13 protein-coding genes are annotated in these 18,629 nt (G+C 73.8%); 4 read left to right on the plus strand and 9 right to left on the minus strand.

The features are described 5' to 3' along the window. Window positions 1-403: 403 nt before the first annotated feature. The 4 genes from IH54_RS0113720 to IH54_RS0113735 all read right to left on the minus strand — a co-directional run bounded on the left by IH54_RS0113720 (window position 404) and on the right by IH54_RS0113735 (window position 8,175). A complete protein-coding gene (locus IH54_RS0113720; protein WP_031516430.1) occupies window positions 404-2,485 on the minus strand; it encodes a protein kinase in 2,082 nt (693 codons plus the stop codon). A gap of 117 nt (window positions 2,486-2,602) precedes the next feature. Further along, a complete protein-coding gene (locus IH54_RS0113725; protein ID WP_031516432.1) occupies window positions 2,603-4,471 on the minus strand; it encodes a serine/threonine-protein kinase in 1,869 nt (622 codons plus the stop codon). Window positions 4,472-4,582: 111 nt separating this feature from the next. After that, the gene (locus tag IH54_RS39675) at window positions 4,583-6,409 is read right to left on the minus strand and encodes a serine/threonine-protein kinase (protein WP_043180747.1); all 1,827 of its coding nucleotides are present in this window, start codon (window positions 6,407-6,409) and stop codon (window positions 4,583-4,585) included. Window positions 6,410-6,468: 59 nt separating this feature from the next. Next, the gene (locus IH54_RS0113735) at window positions 6,469-8,175 is read right to left on the minus strand and encodes a glycerol-3-phosphate dehydrogenase/oxidase (RefSeq protein WP_031516435.1); all 1,707 of its coding nucleotides are present in this window, start codon (window positions 8,173-8,175) and stop codon (window positions 6,469-6,471) included. Between the two features lie 265 nt (window positions 8,176-8,440). Here IH54_RS0113735 and IH54_RS0113740 point away from each other — a divergent pair, with 265 nt between their 5' ends. Both IH54_RS0113740 and IH54_RS0113745 read left to right on the plus strand, forming a co-directional pair. Then, the gene (locus IH54_RS0113740; RefSeq protein ID WP_031516437.1) at window positions 8,441-9,712 is read left to right on the plus strand and encodes a nucleotide sugar dehydrogenase; all 1,272 of its coding nucleotides are present in this window, start codon (window positions 8,441-8,443) and stop codon (window positions 9,710-9,712) included. 321 nt (window positions 9,713-10,033) lie between these two features. Next, complete coding sequence (locus IH54_RS0113745) at window positions 10,034-10,660, plus strand: DUF1427 family protein (protein WP_031516439.1); 627 nt, start codon at window positions 10,034-10,036, stop codon at window positions 10,658-10,660. Between the two features lie 70 nt (window positions 10,661-10,730). On the opposite strand, the gene IH54_RS0113750 is transcribed toward IH54_RS0113745, so the two are convergent. From IH54_RS0113750 to IH54_RS0113765, 4 genes are all read right to left on the minus strand, one after another. After that, window positions 10,731-11,852 carry a GuaB3 family IMP dehydrogenase-related protein gene (locus IH54_RS0113750; protein ID WP_031516446.1) on the minus strand — a complete coding sequence of 374 codons (1,122 nt, stop codon included), beginning with the start codon at window positions 11,850-11,852 and terminating at the stop codon, window positions 10,731-10,733. A gap of 542 nt (window positions 11,853-12,394) precedes the next feature. Further along, window positions 12,395-13,894, minus strand: a complete 1,500-nt coding sequence (gene guaB, locus IH54_RS0113755) for an IMP dehydrogenase (protein ID WP_031516448.1) — start codon at window positions 13,892-13,894, stop codon at window positions 12,395-12,397. A gap of 148 nt (window positions 13,895-14,042) precedes the next feature. Then, window positions 14,043-14,669 carry an RNA polymerase sigma factor ShbA gene (shbA, locus tag IH54_RS0113760; protein ID WP_031516450.1) on the minus strand — a complete coding sequence of 209 codons (627 nt, stop codon included), beginning with the start codon at window positions 14,667-14,669 and terminating at the stop codon, window positions 14,043-14,045. Between the two features lie 376 nt (window positions 14,670-15,045). Continuing rightward, window positions 15,046-15,657: a response regulator transcription factor gene (locus IH54_RS0113765; RefSeq protein ID WP_003948568.1), complete on the minus strand. Its 612-nt coding sequence runs from the start codon at window positions 15,655-15,657 to the stop codon at window positions 15,046-15,048. Between the two features lie 420 nt (window positions 15,658-16,077). On the opposite strand from IH54_RS0113765, the gene IH54_RS0113770 reads away from it, so the two are divergent. Further along, window positions 16,078-16,380, plus strand: a complete 303-nt coding sequence (locus tag IH54_RS0113770) for a WhiB family transcriptional regulator (protein ID WP_031516452.1) — start codon at window positions 16,078-16,080, stop codon at window positions 16,378-16,380. Window positions 16,381-16,427: 47 nt separating this feature from the next. On the opposite strand, the gene IH54_RS0113775 is transcribed toward IH54_RS0113770, so the two are convergent. Continuing rightward, window positions 16,428-17,393 carry a LysR family transcriptional regulator gene (locus IH54_RS0113775; RefSeq protein WP_031516454.1) on the minus strand — a complete coding sequence of 322 codons (966 nt, stop codon included), beginning with the start codon at window positions 17,391-17,393 and terminating at the stop codon, window positions 16,428-16,430. Window positions 17,394-17,477: 84 nt separating this feature from the next. On the opposite strand from IH54_RS0113775, the gene IH54_RS0113780 reads away from it, so the two are divergent. Next, complete coding sequence (locus IH54_RS0113780; RefSeq protein WP_031516456.1) at window positions 17,478-18,563, plus strand: aminotransferase class V-fold PLP-dependent enzyme; 1,086 nt, start codon at window positions 17,478-17,480, stop codon at window positions 18,561-18,563. Window positions 18,564-18,629: the final 66 nt, after the last annotated feature.

Consider the following 18,629-nt stretch of genomic DNA (forward strand, 5'->3'; position numbering starts at 1 on the left):
GTGGAAGCGACAGCTTCTGTCCACCCGAGGGGGTGACCCGCCATCGGGGGCGAACCGCAGTCCTCTGGACATCACCCCCACCGGACGGAACGACGCCGACGAAACGCAGGAGGGGGACGATCCGGGGGTGCCCCCGCAGGAATGCGCTTCCCCGCCCCTCACCGAATACGGAAGAGGGCGAACGCGCATTCCGAGGAGGTACCCCCGGAGTGGCCCCCGACCCACCCCCGCACGGAGCGCGCGATGCCCCGCCGGGCAACACCAGGGGCGCGTGGGGGCACCCCCAGACGAAGCTCTGGGGGAGAACGGCGCGACCGGCCCCCACCGGCGGCAAGGCCACGCAGCGAACCGCACCAGGCACCCCGGGGCGGCCCGCCCCAGAACATGGGCACCCGGCGGGGCGCTAGCCCGCAGTGTAGGTTTCGACGACCTTGTCGAAGGCACGCTGAACGGCGGCACGCTGCGCGTCGGGTCCGTAGACCAGGATCACGTGGTAGCGCCCGGCGATCTGGATCGCCAGATTCCGGGCGTAGACGGATTGCTGGTTCGCGTCCCGCCAGGTGTACTCGCCCTCAGCGGCGGTGTGACCGTGAACGGTCACCGTCTGAAGGCCCGACGCGGAGGACCACGAAGACGCGCGGAAGTCCGCGAGTTCGGGCTCGACGAGCTGGTAGGCCAGCGGATCCTGCGCGTCGCCGGTCGCCTTGTCCCGGCCGGGGACGACGGTCATCGTGAGGTCGCTGCCGGTGTACCGGACCTGGTCCTTGCCGTTCTTGCCGGCGCGCTGCCAGCCCGTGTGGACGGCGACGGTGAAGCCCGCGGGGTCGGCGCGCAGGGCGAAGTCGGGGCCGAGGTCGGGGGGCGCGGCGGGCGGCGGGGCCGCGGGGGTCGTCGGGGCCGCGGGAGCGGAGGTGACGGAGGGAGCCGAAGGGGCGGAGTGCGACGAGGACGCGGAGGGCTTCTGCTTCTTGCCGTCCGAGCCCCCCGAGCCGGAGCCCGGCATCTGCGCCGGCACCGTACGGTCGCCGTTCGAGCCGTCGGAGGACGTGTCGCGGTGCGGCATCAGCAGCACGACCGCGACGGCGGCCACGACGAGCAGCGCCAGCAGGACGACCAGCAGCCGCAGGCCGAGGCGGCGCGGCGAGGAGGCGCCGTCCTGGGCGGGGCGGCGGGAGGAGACGACCTGCTCGTGCAGGAAGTGCTCCTGCTCCTGGCGCGGCGCGCGCTCGCGGCGGGGCGGGCGCGCCGGCCGCACGGCCTTCGCCTGCTTGCCGCGCGCGTGGCGGCGGTGCTGGAGCCCGCCGGGGTCGGCGGATTCGCGGCGGCGGCGCCGCACCAGCTCGCCCTTGCGGCGTTTGACGGGCAGTTTCGCGGGGTCGGCCGGGACGAAGACGGTGTGCTCGCCGAGGTCGGGCTCGGGGGCGGAGCGGATGAGGGAGCGCAGCCAGCCGCCCAGTTCCTCGGCCTCGGGGCGCTCCTCGGGGTCGGGCCGGAGCAGCGACTCGACGAGCGGGCGCAGCGCCCCGCACTCCTCGGCGAAGGCGGGCGGCTCGGAGCAGACCATCTGGACGAGCTCGGCCGCGTTTTCCTCCGGGTAGGGCGGGTGGCCCTGGACGGAGCGGAAGAGGAGCGCGCCGAGCGCCCACAGGTCAGCGGGCGGGCCGACGGGCGGCGAGAGCTGCCACTTCTCGTGCACGGGGTGGGCCTGTTCGGGCGCCCAGCGCTCGGTGACGGCGCCGACGACGGTGATGCGGTTCTGCCGTGCCCGTTCGGCCTCCAGCGCGGAGCGCGGCCCGTGCCAGGCGGCGGCGTCAGGTGCGGCGTCGGCTGCGGCGGCCGTGGCGGCGGGCTCGCCGGACCCGGAGCCCTCCGCGGGCCCGGTCATGGCGGGGACGGGTTCGGAGTCGCCCTCGGGCAGCGTGTCGTAGCCGCACAGCGCCTCCTGGGCGGCACCGGCGGCGAGGCCGCCGAGCATGGCGCGGCCGTCGTCGCACACCAGCACCGTGCTGGCGGTGACGTTGCGGTGCGTCCAGCCGTCGGCGTGCAGCGCGCGCAGCGCGGTGAGGACGTCGGAGGCGATCTCGGCGGCGCGGTAGGCATCGACGGGGCGTTCGGCGAGTAACGCGGCGAGCGGCCGACCGGACACCAGTTCGCTCGCGATCCAGAGGCTGCCGCCCTCGACGAAGATGTCGAAGACCTGCACCAGGCGCGGGTGGTCGGGGATCGCGGCGGCGGTGCGGGCGGCCTCCAGGGCGCGCCGGGCGCTCTCGCCGAGCGCGCCGCCCCCTTCGCCGAAGCCGTAGCCGCCGAATGAGCCGTCGTCGGAGTCGTCGCCGACGACTTCGGGCAGCAGCACCTGGCGGACCAGGACCTCCTGGCCGCTGTAGGTGTCGAAGGCGCGCGTCTCGACGAGTTCGAACTCGTCCGCCGGTGGCCGGGGAAGCCGGTAGCGGTCGGCGAGCACCCGCCCTGCGTATTCGTCCACGGCGCCCCCTCCCTGGCCCGGTCGACTGCGGTCCTTCCGCGCCCCGAACCGGTCGCGTCCGGGCCTCATCCGGCTGCGTACGGTTCGTGCACCCTTACCATACGTGCTGTCCCGCGCTCATCCGGCCGGTTTGAACGTGGCGAAGGCGACGTCGCGCATCTGCCGGTTCTCCGGGCTGTTCCAGCCGTCCACGGGGGTCGTGAAGAGCAGCGCGTAGCCGTGCTGCTTGTCCACCACGAACCCGCGGTTCAGGACGTGCACTTGCTTACCCTCGGAGGTGCGCTTGTACTCCCAGTCCGCCGCGTCGTACGTGCGATACGGGACGCTCTTGACCGCGATCTGCTGGTAGCCGGTGATGGAGTTGTGGGCGGCACTCTTCTGCCATTCGGCGAGGGCGCTGGGCTTGGGCGAGTTCGTGTAGTCGACCATCAGGCGCGCGCCGTTCGGGCCGCTGTAGTACGTGCCGGTGCGGTAACTGGCCCGGTCCGGCAGGCGCTTCCAGCCCTTCGGGAGGGCGACGGCCGCGCCGCCGTTGGCGGTGACGAGCTGGAAGCCCTCCGGGGCGGCGCCGGGGGCGGGCGCCGCTTCGTCGTCACCGGCCTTGCCCTTGCCCTTCCCCTTGCCGCCGCCGTGGTCGTCGCCCCGGTCGTCGCCGGGCGGCGTGGCGGGGGCGGACGTCTGCGCCGTGTCCTTGCCGCCGGTGCCCTGCTGGGTGCCCGAACCGGCGGTGCTGCCCGCGGTGGTGCCGTTCTTCGTCGTACCGCCGTTCTTGTCGCCGCTGCCGCCGCCGGTGTTGGCGACCAGGACGCCGATGATCGCGGCGATCACCGCGAGGACGGCGACGACCACGATGAAGAGCGTGCGGCGCGGCACGACGTCGGTGAGCGGGGCGCGCGCGGGGCGCGGGGCGGCGCCTGCGGGGGCGCCGGGCGGGGACGCGGGGTGCGCGGCGGCGGGCTTGGACTTGGGCTTGGTGGCGGCCCGGCGGACGGCGGCGAGCGCCTCACGGGCCCGGTCGAGGTCGGGCGCGGCGGCGGAGGCCGAGGCCGGGACGGCAGGCTCGTCCGCGGGGGCCGCGGGCTCCTCGGGAAGGGTCGGCAGGACGCTCGTGCGGGTCTCTCCGCCCGATATACGCGGGGCGCCCGCGGGCGGCTCCGGCGCGTTCACGACCTCCTGGAGCAGCGCGCGGGCCGCGTGCTCGTCGAGCCGCTTGTCGGGGTCCTTGGTGAGCAGCCCGGAGATGACGCGGGCGAGCGGGCCGGCGTTGGGCATCGGGCCGATCGGCTCGGTCATCACCGCGGTGAGGGTCGCGATGGCCGACCCCTTGTCGTACGGCGGGTGTCCCTCGACGGCGGCGAAGAGCAGCGCGCCGAGCGACCACAGGTCGGCGGGCGGGCCGGGCTTCTGGCCGCGGGCGCGTTCGGGCGAGATGTACGAGGGGGCGCCGACGAGCATGCCGGTGGAGGTGACGGACGGGTCGCCGTCGATCTGGGCGATGCCGAAGTCGCTGAGGACGACGCGCGCGTCGTCGGAGATGAGGACGTTGGAGGGTTTGACGTCGCGGTGCAGGATGCCCTCGCGGTGCGCGGCGGACAGCACGTCCAGGACGACGAGGCCGACCTCGGCGGCGCGGCGCGGGGTGAGCGGGCCGTCGTCGCGGATCCGGTCCGACAGCGAGCGGCCCTCGATGAGCTCCATCACGATCCACGGCCGGTCGTCCTCCTTGACGACGTCGTAGACGGTGATCGCGCCGGTGCCGCGGATCCGCGCGGTCGCCTTGGCCTCGCGCAGGGTGCGGGTGACGAGGCGGCGCTTCTCCTCCTCGTCGACGTTTCCGGGGAAGCGCAGTTCCTTGACGGCGACGGTACGGCCCAGGGTCTCGTCGGTCGCGCGCCAGACCGTGCCCATGCCGCCCTTGCCGAGCACGCCGTCGAGCCGGTACCGGTCGGCGAGCAGACGTCCGTCGGTACCTTCGACCTCGCTCATGGCTTCCCTCTGTGGTCGTACGGGTGAATCCCCATCATCCCCGAAGCGGGCACTCGCAGGCCAATACGCAGGAACGGCCCCGGTGGTTCGGCGAACGGCGGTCCGATCCGGTCAGCCGGTCTCCCGGAAGCCCGCGACGGCGGTTTCGAACACCGGCCTGTAGTGGGCCCACTGGTCCTTCGGCGCCGACAGGTACACCGCGTACTCCCGGCCGCCCGGCTTGCCGAAGCCGAGGTCCAGGGCGCGGAAGGGCTTGGTGGTGCCCTGGAAGGTGAACTGCCACAGCGCGGCCTCCTGGCCGTCCGCCGTCTTCGTCCGCTCCATCCGCTCGCGGTGGTAGTCCTTGACCTGGCCCTTGGTCTGCGGCTCCAGGTCGATCCAGTGCTGGTACGGGTCGAGGCCCGCGAAGTCCAGGGCGCTGATCTTGAGGGCGACGGTGTCGGTCGGGTCTATGTAGCTGACCTGGTCGCCGCCGTCGTAGACCTTCTTGTGCCAGCCGTTCGGCACCGGGACCTTGTAGCCGCGGTCGGCCTGCTCCGCCAGGTGGTAGCCGTCGGGGACGGGCGGCGGCTCGTACGTGGGGGCCTCGGTGGTGGGCGCCGGCTGCGTCGTCGGGTCCTGCGTGGGGGCGTCGCTCGTGGGGGCCGCGGTGCCGGTGGCGGTCGGGCTCGCGGTCGGGTCGGGGCTCGCGGCGTCGGAGCGGTGGGCCCGGTCGACGGCCACCGCCACACCCGCGGCCACGACGGCGACCGCGACGGCGGCGCCGATCCAACGCCCGCGGCGGCGCCGCGGGCCGGGGGGCGACCCGTGCTGCGGCCCGTGGTGCGCCCCGCGCGGCGGGGTGTGCGGCGGGGGCGCGCTGCCGGTGTACGCGGGCGGCTCGGCCCCGGCGTCCGGGCGCGGCCCGGGCTGCGGGCCGCCCGTCGTGACCTGCTGTACGGACCCGGTGGGAGGCGGCGGCAGGGTCCGCGTCAGACCGGTGCGCGCGACGTACGCGGTGTCCGGCTCGGCGGCGGGTATCCGGAGCATCCGCTCGGCGTCCGCGGCGGACAGCCGCTCGGCGGGCTCCTTGGCCAGCAGCCCGGCGATCACCTCGGTGAGCGCGCCCGCGGCGGGCGGCGGCTCTATCGTCTCCTCGGCGATGGCGTAGGCGGTCTCGATCGGGGTGGGGCGGCGGAAGGGCGAGCGGCCGTCGACGGCCTGGTAGAGCGTGGCGCCGAGCGCCCACAGGTCGGCCTCGGGGCCGGGCGGGGCGCCGCGCAGCCGCTCGGGCGACAGGAAGTCGATGGAGCCGATGATCTCGCCGGTGCGGGTGAGGGTGGAGGTGCCGGAGGACTGGGCGATGCCGAAGTCGGTGAGCACGATGCGGCTGCCGAGCGGCACACGCCCGGTGCCGGTGCCGGAGGTGGTGCCGATACCGGTGGTGCCGGTGCTGGAGCCGGTGTCCTCGCCGTGGGCGCGGCCCGGGCCGCCGGCCGGGTGGCCGAGCAGCACGTTGCCGGGTTTGACGTCACGGTGCAGCACTCCGGCCTGGTGGGCGGCGATGAGCGCGGCGACCATCCCGCGGCCGATCCGGGCGGCCTCGCCGGGGGCCAGCGGGCCGTGCTGCTTGACCAGGTCGCCGAGGGTCACGGAGGGGACGTACTCCATGACGATCGACGGCAGCCCCGCGTCGTCGACCACGTCGTGCACGACGATGACGTTGGGGTGGCTGATGCGGGCGGCGGCGCGGGCCTCCCGCCGGGTGCGCTCGAAGAGCGTCGCCAGCTCGTCGTCGTCCATGTCCGGCTGCGGCGGATGCAGCTTCTTGACGGCGACCTGACGGTCCAGCAGCTCGTCCTGCGCCCGCCAGACCGTGCCCATGCCGCCGCGGCCGATGCGTTCGAGCAGCCGGTAGCGGCCCGCGACCAACCGCCCCTGGTCCGCCGGTCCCACCATCTCGCGCCCCTCCACCGTCCCCCGTTTACGCGGATTTGCCGCGCCCAGACGCCTCGCATCTAGAGTGGCACGATATCCGGCGCCCCCAGCCGCGCGGCATCCGCGGTCAAGTCGTCGGGCTGGCGCTGCGATTCGCGCTCCGCCTCGACGCGCTTCTCGTAGTACGCCACCTCCTTGTCGATCTGCGCGGCGTCCCAGCCCAGGACGGGTGCCATCAGCTCGGCCGCCTCGCGCGCGCAGCGGGTGCCGCGGTCGAAGGTCTCGATCGAGATACGTGTCCTGCGGGCCAGCACGTCGTCCAGGTGCCGGGCGCCTTCGGCCGAGGCCGCGTAGACGACCTCGGCGCGCAGGTAGTCGTCGGCGCCGCCGAGCGGGGCCGCGAGCGAGGGGTCGGCGGCGATCAGCTCCAGCAGTTCCTCGGTCAGGCCGCCGTAGCGGCCCAGCAGATGCTCGATGCGCGCGACGTGCACCCCGGTGCGGGCCGCCGTCCTGGCCCGGGCGTTCCACTGCGCCTGGTAGCCCTCGGCCCCGGCGAGCGGGATCTCCTCGGTGCAACACGGCGCGACCCGGTGGTCCAGGCCGTGCACCGCCTCGTCCACGGCGTCCTTGGCCATGACCCGGTAGGTCGTGTACTTGCCGCCCGCGACCACCACCAGGCCGGGCACCGGGTGGGCGACGGTGTGCTCGCGCGACAGCTTGCTGGTCGCGTCCGACTCGCCCGCCAGCAGCGGCCGCAGGCCCGCGTAGACGCCCTGCACGTCGTCCCGCGTCAGCGGGGTGGCCAGCACGGAGTTGACGTGGTCCAGCACGTAGTCGATGTCGGCGCTGGAGGCCGCCGGGTGGGCCTTGTCGAGGTCCCAGTCGGTGTCGGTGGTGCCGACGATCCAGTGCCGCCCCCACGGGATGACGAACAGCACGGACTTCTCGGTCCGCAGGATCAGCCCGGTATTCGAGTGGATCCGGTCCTTGGGCACCACCAGGTGGATGCCCTTCGACGCCCGTACATGGAACTGCCCCCGCTCCCCGATCAGCGCCTGGGTGTCGTCCGTCCACACCCCGGTCGCGTTGACGACCTGCCGCGCGCGGATCTCGTACTCGCCGCCCGCCTCACCATCGTGCACCCGGGCACCGACAACGCGTTCCCCCTCCCGGAGGAAGCCGGTCACCCGCACCCCGTTGGCGACGTGCGCGCCGTAGGAGGCGGCGGTACGCGCCAGGGTCGCGACGAAGCGGGCGTCGTCGACCTGCGCGTCGTAGTACTGGAGCGCGCCGACCAGCGCGTCCTTGCGCAGCGCGGGGGCGACCCGCAGCGCATGGCGGCGGCTCAGATGGCGGTGCACGGGCAGCCCGCGGCCGTGGCCGGAGGAGACCGACATGGCGTCGTAGAGGGCCACGCCGGTGCCCGCGTAGAGCCGCTCCCAGCCCTTGTGCTGGAGCGGGTAGAGGAAGGGCACCGGGCGGACCAGGTGCGGGGCGAGGCGCTCCAGCAGCAGCCCGCGCTCCTTGAGGGCCTCGCGGACCAGCGCGAAGTCCAGCATCTCCAGGTAGCGCAGCCCGCCGTGGATGAGCTTGCTGGAGCGGCTGGAGGTGCCCGCGGCCCAGTCGCGGGCCTCGACCAGGCCGGTCGACAATCCGCGGGTCACGGCGTCCAGCGCGGTCCCGGCGCCGACGACGCCGCCGCCCACCACCAGGATGTCCAGCTCCTGCTCCGCCATCCGGGCGATGGCGGCGGCCCGCTGGTCGGGTCCGAGTGTTGTCGTACGCATCCGTGCCTCCGTGCCTTCCGGCGGTCGTCGGGCCTGCGGGTCGTGCGGATCGTGGTGCGGGCTCCGGCGGGCGGGCCCGTCCCCTTCGATAGTGACCGGCCGCGCAGGGCGCTGCCAGGGCAGCCCGTACGGCTGAGGCTGGGCGTGTCCTCGCGCCGACCGGCGCGGCGAGTGTTCATATCAGTCATTTGTCTGGTTAGCCTGATTTGGCGCCACACGTGAGCCCATTCGAGGTGGTTCGCGGTGGTCGCCAGGGAGGACACCCATGCCCGCAGACCTCGCCGTGCTCGGACTCGGCCGCACCGGGCTGCCGCTCGCCCAGGCGGCGACCGCCGCCGGCATCGGCGTCATCGGCTACGACCCGGACCCCGCGACGGTCGCGGACATCGCCGCCGGCCGGGTGCCGCCCGGCTCGCTGGCCGCCGCCGACCTGCGCCGCATGCTCTCCTCCGGCTTCCGCGCGACCTCCGACCCCGCGGTGCTCGGCCGGGTGCGCACCGCGGTGATCTGCGCGCCCGCCCCGCCCGGCGAGGACCACGCGCTGGACCTGTCCGCGGTCGCCGCCGCCGCCCGCGCGCTCGCCCCGCACCTGCGGCCGCACACCACCGTCGTCCTCGAATCGCCCGTCTACCCCGGCACCACCGACGGCTTCCTGCGCCCGCTGCTCGAAGCGCACGGCCTGCGCGCCGGACGCGACTTCCACCTCGCCTACTCCCCCGGCCGCCTCGACCCGGGCAACCGCGCCGTCCACTTCGCCACCACCCCCAAGGTCGTCGGCGGCGCCACCCCGGCCTGCACCGAGGCCGCCGCCGCCTTCTACGGCCGGCTCACCGAGCGCGTGGTGCGCGCCCGCGGCATCCGCGAGGCCGAGACGGTCAAGCTGCTGGAGACCAACTACCGGCACGTCAACATCGCCTTCGCCAACGAGATGGCGGTCTTCTGCCACGACCTCGGCGTCGACCTGTGGGACGTCATCCGCTGCGCCGAGACCAAGCCCTTCGGCTTCCAGGCCTTCCGCCCCGGCCCCGGCGTCGGCGGCCCCGCCCACCCGCTGGACCCCAACGCCGCTCCTCACTTCACCCCGCCTGCCCACCCACGGCTGCCCGGACACCCCTTGCGGATGGTCGAACTCGCCGCCGAGGTCAACGCCCGCATGCCGCGCTACGTCGTGCAGCGCGCCGCCGCCCTGCTCAACGAGCACGGCAAGTCGCTGCGCGGCGCCCGCGTCCTGCTGCTCGGCGTCACGTACAAGGCGGACCTCGCCGACCAGCAGGGCGCGCCCGCCCGCGAGATCGCCACCCGGCTGCTCGAACTCGGCGCCCAGCTCTGCTACCACGATCCGTACGTACCCCAGTGGCGCGTCATGGACCGCCCCGTCCCGCGAACGGATTCGCTGTGGGAGGCCGCCGCCGAGGCCGACCTCACCCTGCTGCTCCAGCACCACCGCACGTACGACCTGCAAGGGCTCGCCGTCAAGGCCCAGCTGCTGCTCGACACCCGGGGAGCCACCCCGGCCGGCGCCGCCGCCCGGCTCTGAGGCCGCGTCAACTCCCTTGTGTGTACTGGCACCAACCCCACACACGGCCCACACCTGCGCCGACGTCCCGAATCCGTCGCCGCCGCGTCCCGGGGGCGTCCCGACGCTCCCGGATCCCGGTTCGGGACACTCCTGGACAACTGTCCAGGTCGGGCCATACGTACGGGTCATGTAACGACCGGACGAATCGCCTTGTCCGATTGTCACTCCTCCCTGCTAGATTTCCTCGTCACCACTCGTGCGCGGGCATGTGCGCATCAAGCCCACACCGCGTCCGCACCACGACACCCGCAGCACATCCGTCCCCCGGGGGAAGAGCTCATGAGCGCCAACTACCCGCCGCCGCAGCAGCCCGGCGGCCAGAATCCGTACGGCCCGCCGCAGCCCGGCCAGCCGCAGTCGCCCTACGGCGCGTCTCCGTACGCCGGCGGTCAGCCCGGCGCGCCGGCGCCCGGCGGTTTCAACGCCGGGGCCTACGCCCCGCCCGCCCCGGTCGGCATGGCGCCGGAGCAGAAGAACCCGGGCGTCGCGATCCTCGCCGGCGTCGCCGTCATGCTCGTCGCCGCCTTGGCGTACGCGGGCCTCATGCGGGCGATGTCCAAGGACGACGGCAGCTACACCGAGATCAGCTACATCGCCCTGGCGGTCGGCCTGCTGGTCGGCCTGGTGGTCGGCAAGCTCGGCGGCCGCAACCCCGCGCTCCCGGTCGTCGCCGGCCTGCTGTCGGTGCTCGGCGTCTTCCTCGGCGAGTTCGTCGGCTACTCGATGATCATCTCGCACGTGCTCTCGGCCCACGACCTGGGCGACATGTCCTGGTTCAAGATCCTGACCGACCACACCAGCGACGTCTGGAAGTTCTACAAGCACGACTTCGACTTCAAGTCGTTCCTCTTCCTGGCCCTCTCCGGGGTCGTCGGCTTCGTTACCACCAAGCGCGTCAGCAGCTGACGCCGCCTGCGGGCACGACGAGGAGGGGCGGCCCCGCGGGGCCGCCCCTCTTGCGTGTCGCCGCTACGCGTCAGCGGTGGTGGGTCGGGGAGACCGTCACCTCGACGCGCTGGAACTCCTTCAGGTCCGAGTAGCCGGTCGTGGCCATCGAGCGGCGCAGCGCGCCGAAGAAGTTCATCGAGCCGTCGGGCGCGTGCGAGGGGCCGAGCAGGATCTCCTCGGTGGTGCCCGCCGTGCCCAGGTTCATCCGCTTGCCGCGCGGCAGCTCGGTGTTGACCGCCTCCATGCCCCAGTGGAAGCCGCGGCCCGGCGCGTCGGTCGCGCGCGCCAGCGGCGAGCCCATCATCACCGCGTCCGCACCGCACGCCACCGCCTTGGGCAGGTCGCCGCTGGAACCGAAGCCGCCGTCCGCGATGACGTGGACGTACCGGCCACCGGACTCGTCCATGTAGTCCCGGCGGGCCGCCGCGACGTCCGCGACCGCCGTCGCCATGGGCACCTGGATGCCCAGCACGTTGCGGGTGGTGTGCGCGGCGCCGCCGCCGAAGCCCACGAGCACGCCCGCCGCGCCCGTACGCATCAGGTGCAGCGCCGCGGTGTACGTCGCGCAGCCGCCGACGATGACCGGGACGTCCAGCTCGTAGATGAACTGCTTCAGGTTCAGCGGCTCGTGCGATCCGCTCACGTGCTCCGCGGACACCGTGGTGCCGCGGATCACGAACAGGTCCACGCCCGCGTCCACGACGGTCTTCGAGAACTGCGCGGTGCGCTGCGGCGACAGCGCCGCCGCCGTCACGACCCCGGCGTCCCGGACCTCCTTGATGCGCTGCCCGATCAGCTCCTCGCGGATCGGCGCGGCGTAGATCTCCTGGAGCCGCGCGGTCGCCCGGCCGTCGTCCAGCTCCGCGATCTCCGCGAGCAGCGGCTCCGGGTCGTCGTAGCGCGTCCACAGCCCTTCGAGGTTCAGCACCCCGAGGCCGCCGAGGTTGCCGATCCGGATCGCCGTCTCCGGCGACACGACGGAGTCCATCGGCGCGGCCAGGAACGGCAGCTCGAAGCGGTAGGCGTCGATCTGCCAGGCGATCGAGACTTCCTTGGGGTCACGCGTGCGGCGGCTCGGCACCACGGCGATGTCGTCGAAGCTGTATGCCCTGCGGCCGCGCTTGCCCCGCCCGATCTCGATCTCTGTCACGTCCTGTGCCTCTCTCATTGGCCTGCGGCCCCAGTATCCCGCATGCCCGCGGGACGAGCGTTCCGCGCTGCCGCGCCGTGCCCCCCGAAGCTGCGGCCGCCCCGCGGCCAGACCGCTCCCGGGGCCGCAGCCGCCCCGCCGGGCCAGCTTCTCCTGCTGCGCAGGGCGGTGCACGTTTCCAGGCCGCGCCTGCCCTGCCGGGCCAGCGTATTCAGGGGCGCGCCTGCCCTGCCGGGCCAGCGTATTCAGGGGCGCGCCTGCCCCGCGGGGTGAGCGTTTTCAGGGGCGCTTGGGGCTACCTCCCAGGCGAAGCTCTGGGGGAGAACTGCGCGCGCAACCACCGACCGCGTGCAGGTCGTCACCGGCCCGAAGGGGCAGTTCGGTACGTACCGGATCACCGGCCGGTGGTGGGTTGCTCGCGCAGTACCCCGCGCCCCTGAAAAATGCTCACCGCCCTGCGCAGCAGAAAAGCTCACCCCGCGGCGCAGCCGCAAGTACCCCCGCGGCGCACCGCAGGCCGCTGCGGGAGCGGGGCTCGGCGGCTAGCCGTGGTAGTTGGGGGCCTCGACGGTCATCTGGATGTCGTGGGGGTGCGACTCCTTCAGGCCCGCGGCAGTGATCCGCACGAACCGCCCCTTCGTCGCCATCTCGGCGACATTCGCCGCGCCGACGTAGCCCATGGTCTGGCGCAGACCGCCCACGAGCTGGTGGAGCACCGCGGAGAGGGGGCCGCGGTAGGCGACCTGGCCCTCGACGCCCTCGGGCACGAGCTTGTCGTCGGAGGAGACCTCCGCCTGGAAGTAGCGGTCCTTGGAGTACGAGCGGCCCTGCCCGCGAGACTGCATCGCGCCGAGCGAGCCCATGCCGCGGTAGGACTTGAACTGCTTGCCGTTGATGAAGAGCAGCTCGCCGGGCGACTCCTCGCAGCCCGCGAGCAGGCTGCCGAGCATGACGCTCTGCGCGCCCGCGGCCAGCGCCTTGCCGATGTCGCCGGAGTACTGGAGGCCGCCGTCGCCGATGACGGGGATGCCCGCGTCCTGGCACGCGACCGCGGCCTCGTAGATCGCGGTGACCTGCGGGACGCCGATGCCGGCGACGACGCGGGTGGTGCAGATGGAGCCGGGGCCGACGCCGACCTTGACGCCGTCCACGCCCGCGTCGATGAGCGCGCGGGCGCCGTCGCGGGTCGCGACGTTGCCGCCGACGACGTCGATGCCGACCGCGGACTTGATCTTGGCCGTCCAGTTCAGCGCGTTGCTGTTGTGGCCGTGCGAGGTGTCGACGACGAGGAAGTCCACACCCGCGCCCACCAGCGCCTGCGCGCGGTCCAGCGCCTCGGGGCCGGCGCCGACGGCGGCGCCGACGACGAGCCGGCCCTCGGCGTCCTTGGCGGCGTTCGGGTACTGCTCGGCCTTGACGAAGTCCTTGACGGTGATGAGGCCGCGCAGCCGGCCGTCCTCGTCGACCAGCGGCAGCTTCTCGATCTTGTGGCGGCGCAGCAGCTGCATCGCGTCCTCGCCGGAGATGCCGACCTTGCCGGTGACCAGCGGCATCGGGGTCATGACCTCGCGCACCTGGCGGCTGCGGTCGGTCTCGAAGGCCATGTCGCGGTTGGTGACGATGCCGAGCAGCTTGCCGGCCTCGTCGGTGACCGGGACGCCGCTGATGCGGAACTTCGCACACAGGCCGTCGGCCTCGGCGAGCGTCGCGTCCGGGCGGACGGTGATCGGGTCGGTGACCATGCCGGACTCGGACCGCTTGACCAGGTCGACCTGGTTGACCTGGTCCTCGATGGACAGGTTGCGGTGCAGCACGCCGACGCCGCCCTGGCGGGCCATGGCGATGGCCATCCGCGACTCGGTGACCTTGTCCATGGCCGCGGACAGCAGCGGGATGTTCACCCTGACATTGCGGGAGATCAGCGACGAGGTGTCGACCTGGTTGGGCAGTACGTCGGACGCGCCCGGCAGCAGGAGCACATCGTCGTAGGTCAGGCCCAGGGCGGCGAACTTCTCGGCTACTCCGTCGGCGTTCAGCGTCATGACACCTTCTCGAATGGTCTTGCCCGGCGAGTTGTTCAATGGTAGTGGCTTCGCCGGTATTCCCCGGACCACCCGCCCCGGCGTCACCCGCGCGGGGCGCTCACCGGCCGGGCCGCACGCGGCGTGACGGATCCGTCACGCGTACGGGTCAGGCGCTGAGGCCGCGCGCGCTCGTCGGGTGGGCGGCGGCCGACTCCTCGGCGATGGCCCGCAGCCGGCTCAGCGCGCGGTGCTGCGCGACGCGTACGGCGCCCGGCGACATGCCCAGCACCTGGCCGGTCTCCTCGGCGCTCAGCCCGACCGCGACCCGCAGCAGCACCAGCTCGCGCAGGTGGCCGGGCAGCCGGTCGAGCAGGCCGCGGGCCCAGGCGGCGTCGCTGTTGAGCAGCGCGCGCTCCTCGGGCCCGAGCGAGTCGTCGGGCTTCTCCGGCATCTCGTCGGACGGTACGGCGGTGCTGCCGGGGTGGCGCATCGCGGCGCGCTGCAGGTCGGCGACCTTGTGGGCGGCGATCGACACCACGAAGGCCTCGAAGGGCCGCCCGAGGTCGCGGTAGCGCGGCAGCGCGCACAGCACCGCGAGGCAGACCTCCTGGGCGAGGTCGTCCACGAAGTGCCTCGCGTCGCCGGGCAGCCGGCTGAGCCGGGTGCGGCAGTAGCGCTCGGCGAGCGGGTGGACGTGCGCGAGCAGCTCGTGCGTCGCCCGCTGGTCGCCCGCGGCGGCGCGGCGGACGAGGGCACCGATGGCCGTGCCGGCCGGAGTGTCGTCGTCGCGCATCCGTCCATGGTGCCTCGCCGCCGGAGCTTCCGCCGCATCGCGGGGGTACTTCTGCACCGAAGCGTTATGAGCCGCCGGGCCCGAACCGGCGCCCGGGTCGGCGGCCGGGGCCGTCACCTGCACGGTCCGGTCCGCCGCGGGCGCCGCCGTGTCCTCCGGCGCGTCCTGCGCTGTGTGGTCTGCCATCTGGTGCCCCCGCCGATCCCCGAGGAAGTCCATACGTCAAGCATGCGTCCTCCTCCGGGAAAGCGCGGACTCGTGCGGGGCTTCACCGTACGGCGTAACGCGTACGGCGTACGGCGCAGCGCATCGGGCGACCCGCGCGGCGGACCCGGCGGGCGCGCCGGACCCGGTGGTCCCGCGGCCGCGGCCGGCCTCAGCGGACCAGGCCCCAGCGGAAGCCGAGGGCGACGGCGTGCGCGCGGTCGGACGCGCCCAGCTTCTTGAACAGCCGCCGGGCGTGCGTCTTGACGGTGTCCTCCGACAGGAAGAGCTCGCGGCCGATCTCGGCGTTGGACCGCCCGTGACTCATGCCCTCCAGGACCTGGATCTCGCGGGCCGTGAGGGTGGGCGCGGCGCCCATCTCGGCGGACCGCAGCCGGCGCGGTGCGAGCCGCCAGGTGGGGTCGGCGAGCGCCTGGGTGACGGTGGCCCGCAGCTCGGCGCGCGAGGCGTCCTTGTGCAGGTAGCCGCGGGCGCCGGCGGCGACCGCGAGCGCGACCCCGTCCAGATCCTCGGCGACGGTGAGCATGATGATGCGGGCGCCGGGGTCGGCGGACAGCAGCCGCCGGACCGTCTCCACCCCGCCGAGGCCGGGCATCCGGACGTCCATGAGGATCAGGTCGGACCGGTCGGCCCCCCAGCGGCGGAGCACTTCCTCGCCGTTGGCCGCGGTCGTTACGCGCTCGACACCGGGTACGGTCGCGACCGCGCGGCGCAGGGCCTCTCGGGCGAGCGGGGAGTCGTCGCAGACGAGGACGGAAGTCATGACCGCCCCCCGCAGCTGAACCGCGTCACGTTGTGCCTCCAGGCTGTACGAAGTAACCACTTCCGCCACACTCAACGACCCTCACCCGAAAGAGTTACGAGGTTTGGTCGTCCCGATCGGCACTCTACGTGATCATGCGCATACGGATCCGCCACGCCGCAGGTCAGAACGGGTGAGCCGGGGAAATTCCGCGAGCCGTTCGGTACGGGAGGGGGCGCGGGCGGCGCGTCGAATACTGCTGAACGGGCGGTGATGCGGCTTTTGCTGGCTCTTGCACCCTTTGGCCGCTCTTTTCTGATGCGTGCGGGAATCACCGTTAGATTGGCGAAGAGTCATATTTACATCTACTACGACAGTAGATGTACGGTCGGAGACACCGAGGTCGTCTTGGCCGTCACGCACCCGTCGAGGGGATGAGCAATGGCAGACTTCTCCCGCCTACCCGGCCCTAACGCCGATCTCTGGGACTGGCAGCTCGTGGCAGCCTGCCGCGGCGTCGACAGCTCGCTGTTCTTCCACCCCGAAGGCGAGCGCGGTGCCGCCCGCAGCGCGCGCGAGGCCGCTGCCAAGGAGGTGTGCAGCCGCTGCCCGGTGCGTGCGGAGTGCGCCACGCACGCCCTCACCGTCCGCGAGCCGTACGGCGTATGGGGCGGGCTCACCGAGGACGAGCGCGAGGAGATGATGGGCCGCTCCCGCAACCGGACGCCCCTCCCGCAGAACTGACCGGTTCCGATCCGGTCCCGCGCCCCGCTCCCCGGGGCCGTCGCCCGCTACGCGACGCGCCGTCGCAGCCCCGCGCGCGCCAGCCGCCCCAGCATCACGTCCACCGCCGGTACCTGCGCGAGGTCGGGCAGCGTCAGCGCCACGACCTCGCGCCGCACCCCCGGCCCCAGCCCCACCACCGCGACGCCCCGCGCGCGTACCGACTCCAGCGCCAGCCGGGGCAGAACCGTCACGCCGAGCCCCGCCGCGACCAGGCCGACCACCGCCGGGTAGTCGTCGGTCGCGAAGTCGATCCGGGGCGTGAACCCCGCCCGCTGGCACAGCTCGACCAGATGCCCGCGGCAGCGCGGGCAGCCCGCGATCCAGCGCTCACCCGCGAGCTGGGACAGCTCGGCGACCGCCGGAACGCCCGTTCCGCCGCCCGCTCCACCTCCCGTCCCACCATCCGCTCCACCGTTCGCGAGCCGGTGCCCGGGCGGTACGACGCACACCAGCGGGTCGCTCAGCAGCGGGCGCACCACCAGGTCGTCCCACGACTCCTCCGCCGGCGTCGGCAGGTCGGCGTAGCGGAAGGCCAGCGCGATGTCGCAGTCCCCGGCGCGCAGCATCTCCACCGAGCGCGGCGGCTCGGCCTCCACCAGCGAGATCTCCGTGCCCGGGTGCGCCGCCCGCATCTCCGCGACCGCGCCCGGCACCAGCGTCGCCGTCCCCGACGGGAAGGACGCCAGCCGCACCCGCCCGGCGCGCAGCCCGGCGATCGCGGCGATCTCCTCCTCCGCGGCGGTGAGACCGGCGAGGATGCCGTCGGCGTGCCGGACGAGCGCCTCGCCCGCCTGCGTCAGCCGCATCTCGCGCGGGCCGCGCACCAGCAGCGGGGTGCCCGCGGCCTGCTCCAGGGCCTTCATCTGCTGACTGACCGCGGGCTGCGTGCAGCCCAGTGCGCGGGCGGCAGCCGAGAAGGAGCCGCCCCTCGCCACGGCCCGCAGCACGCGCAGGTGCCGTGCCTCCATCATCCGCCCACCATAAGCATTGCTTAGGGATAAACCCAACAGATCCGCAATGGACTTTGCCTTCTTCCCGGTCCAGGCTGAGGTGTCATGAGCCTCGACACCACTGCTCCCGTTGACCTCACCAGCCCCCTCTCCCCCGCCGAATACCCCGCCCTGGCCCCCGGCTACCTCGACACCGCGACCCTCGGCATCGTCCCCGCCCGCGCGACCGCCGCGGTCCACCACGCCCTCGACACCTGGGCCGCCGGCCGCCCCGGCAACGACGGCCCCTACGAGGAGGCCGTCGCCGCTGCCCGCGCCGCCTTCGCCCGGCTCGCGCACGTGCCCGTCGCGCAGGTCGCACTGGCCGGCACGGTCGCCGGCAGCGTCGGCCTGATCGCCACCGCCCTGCCGGCGGGCGCCGAGGTCGTCGCGTACGAGGGCGACTTCAGCGCTCTCGTGCACCCCTTCGCCGCCCGGCCCGACATCACGCTGCGGCTCGTCGCACTGGAGGAGCTGGCCGGCGCCGTACGCCCGGGCACCGCGCTGGTCGCCGTCAGCTCCGCGCAGTCCGCGGACGGCCGGATCGCCGACCTGCCCGCGATCCGCGCCGCGGCCGCCGCGTACGGCGCCCGTACGCTCGTCGACGCCACGCAGTCCGCGGGCTGGCTGCCGCTGGACGCGTCGCTGGACGACTACGTGGTCTGCCACGGCTACAAGTGGCTCGCGAGCCCGCACGGCGCCGCCTTCCTCACCGTCCGCCCCGGCGCCGAGGACACCCTCGCGCCGACCTTCGCCGGCTGGTACGCCGCCGCCGACCACGACACCGGCATCTACGGACCCATCGCCGAACTCGCCCCCGGTGCCCGCCGCTTCGACACCCGCCCGCCCTGCCTGTCGTACGTCGGCGCCGCGGAATCCCTGGCGCTCGTCGAGGAGCTGGGCGTCGACCGCATCCACGCCCACGACACCGCGCTCGCGCAGCGCCTGCGCGACGGCTTCACCGCCCTGGGCTACTCCCCGGTGCCGGGCCCGTCCGCGATCGTGGCCGTCCCCGGTGTGCCGGCCGCGGTGACCGGGCGGCTGCGCGCCGCGGGCGCCGCCTTCGCCGACCGCGCGGGCAATCTGCGGCTGGCGCCGCACTTCTACAACACCGCCGCCGACGTCGACCTCGTCCTGGCGGCGGCTTCGTAGCGCGGGCCCCGCCCGGGTCAGCGGAAATACGGTTGGCCGGGGCAGCGGCCGGTGGTGGAATGCCGC

The organism is Streptomyces sp. NRRL F-5123, assembly GCF_000721495.1.
Classification (GTDB): Bacteria; Actinomycetota; Actinomycetes; order Streptomycetales; family Streptomycetaceae; genus Actinacidiphila.

Bases quoted from the DNA above. Each gene is read 5' to 3' on its own strand.
- shbA (WP_031516450.1), bottom strand. From the start codon at position 14,669: ATGCGCGACGACGACACTCCGGCCGGCACGGCCATCGGTGCCCTCGTC.
- IH54_RS0113725 (WP_031516432.1), bottom strand. From the start codon at position 4,471: ATGAGCGAGGTCGAAGGTACCGACGGACGTCTGCTCGCCGACCGGTAC.
- IH54_RS0113765 (WP_003948568.1), bottom strand. From the start codon at position 15,657: ATGACTTCCGTCCTCGTCTGCGACGACTCCCCGCTCGCCCGAGAGGCC.
- IH54_RS0113775 (WP_031516454.1), bottom strand. From the start codon at position 17,393: ATGATGGAGGCACGGCACCTGCGCGTGCTGCGGGCCGTGGCGAGGGGC.
- IH54_RS0113735 (WP_031516435.1), bottom strand. From the start codon at position 8,175: ATGCGTACGACAACACTCGGACCCGACCAGCGGGCCGCCGCCATCGCC.
- IH54_RS0113780 (WP_031516456.1), top strand. From the start codon at position 17,478: ATGAGCCTCGACACCACTGCTCCCGTTGACCTCACCAGCCCCCTCTCC.
- IH54_RS0113770 (WP_031516452.1), top strand. From the start codon at position 16,078: ATGGCAGACTTCTCCCGCCTACCCGGCCCTAACGCCGATCTCTGGGAC.
- IH54_RS39675 (WP_043180747.1), bottom strand. From the start codon at position 6,409: ATGGTGGGACCGGCGGACCAGGGGCGGTTGGTCGCGGGCCGCTACCGG.
- IH54_RS0113745 (WP_031516439.1), top strand. From the start codon at position 10,034: ATGAGCGCCAACTACCCGCCGCCGCAGCAGCCCGGCGGCCAGAATCCG.
- IH54_RS0113740 (WP_031516437.1), top strand. From the start codon at position 8,441: ATGCCCGCAGACCTCGCCGTGCTCGGACTCGGCCGCACCGGGCTGCCG.
- guaB (WP_031516448.1), bottom strand. From the start codon at position 13,894: ATGACGCTGAACGCCGACGGAGTAGCCGAGAAGTTCGCCGCCCTGGGC.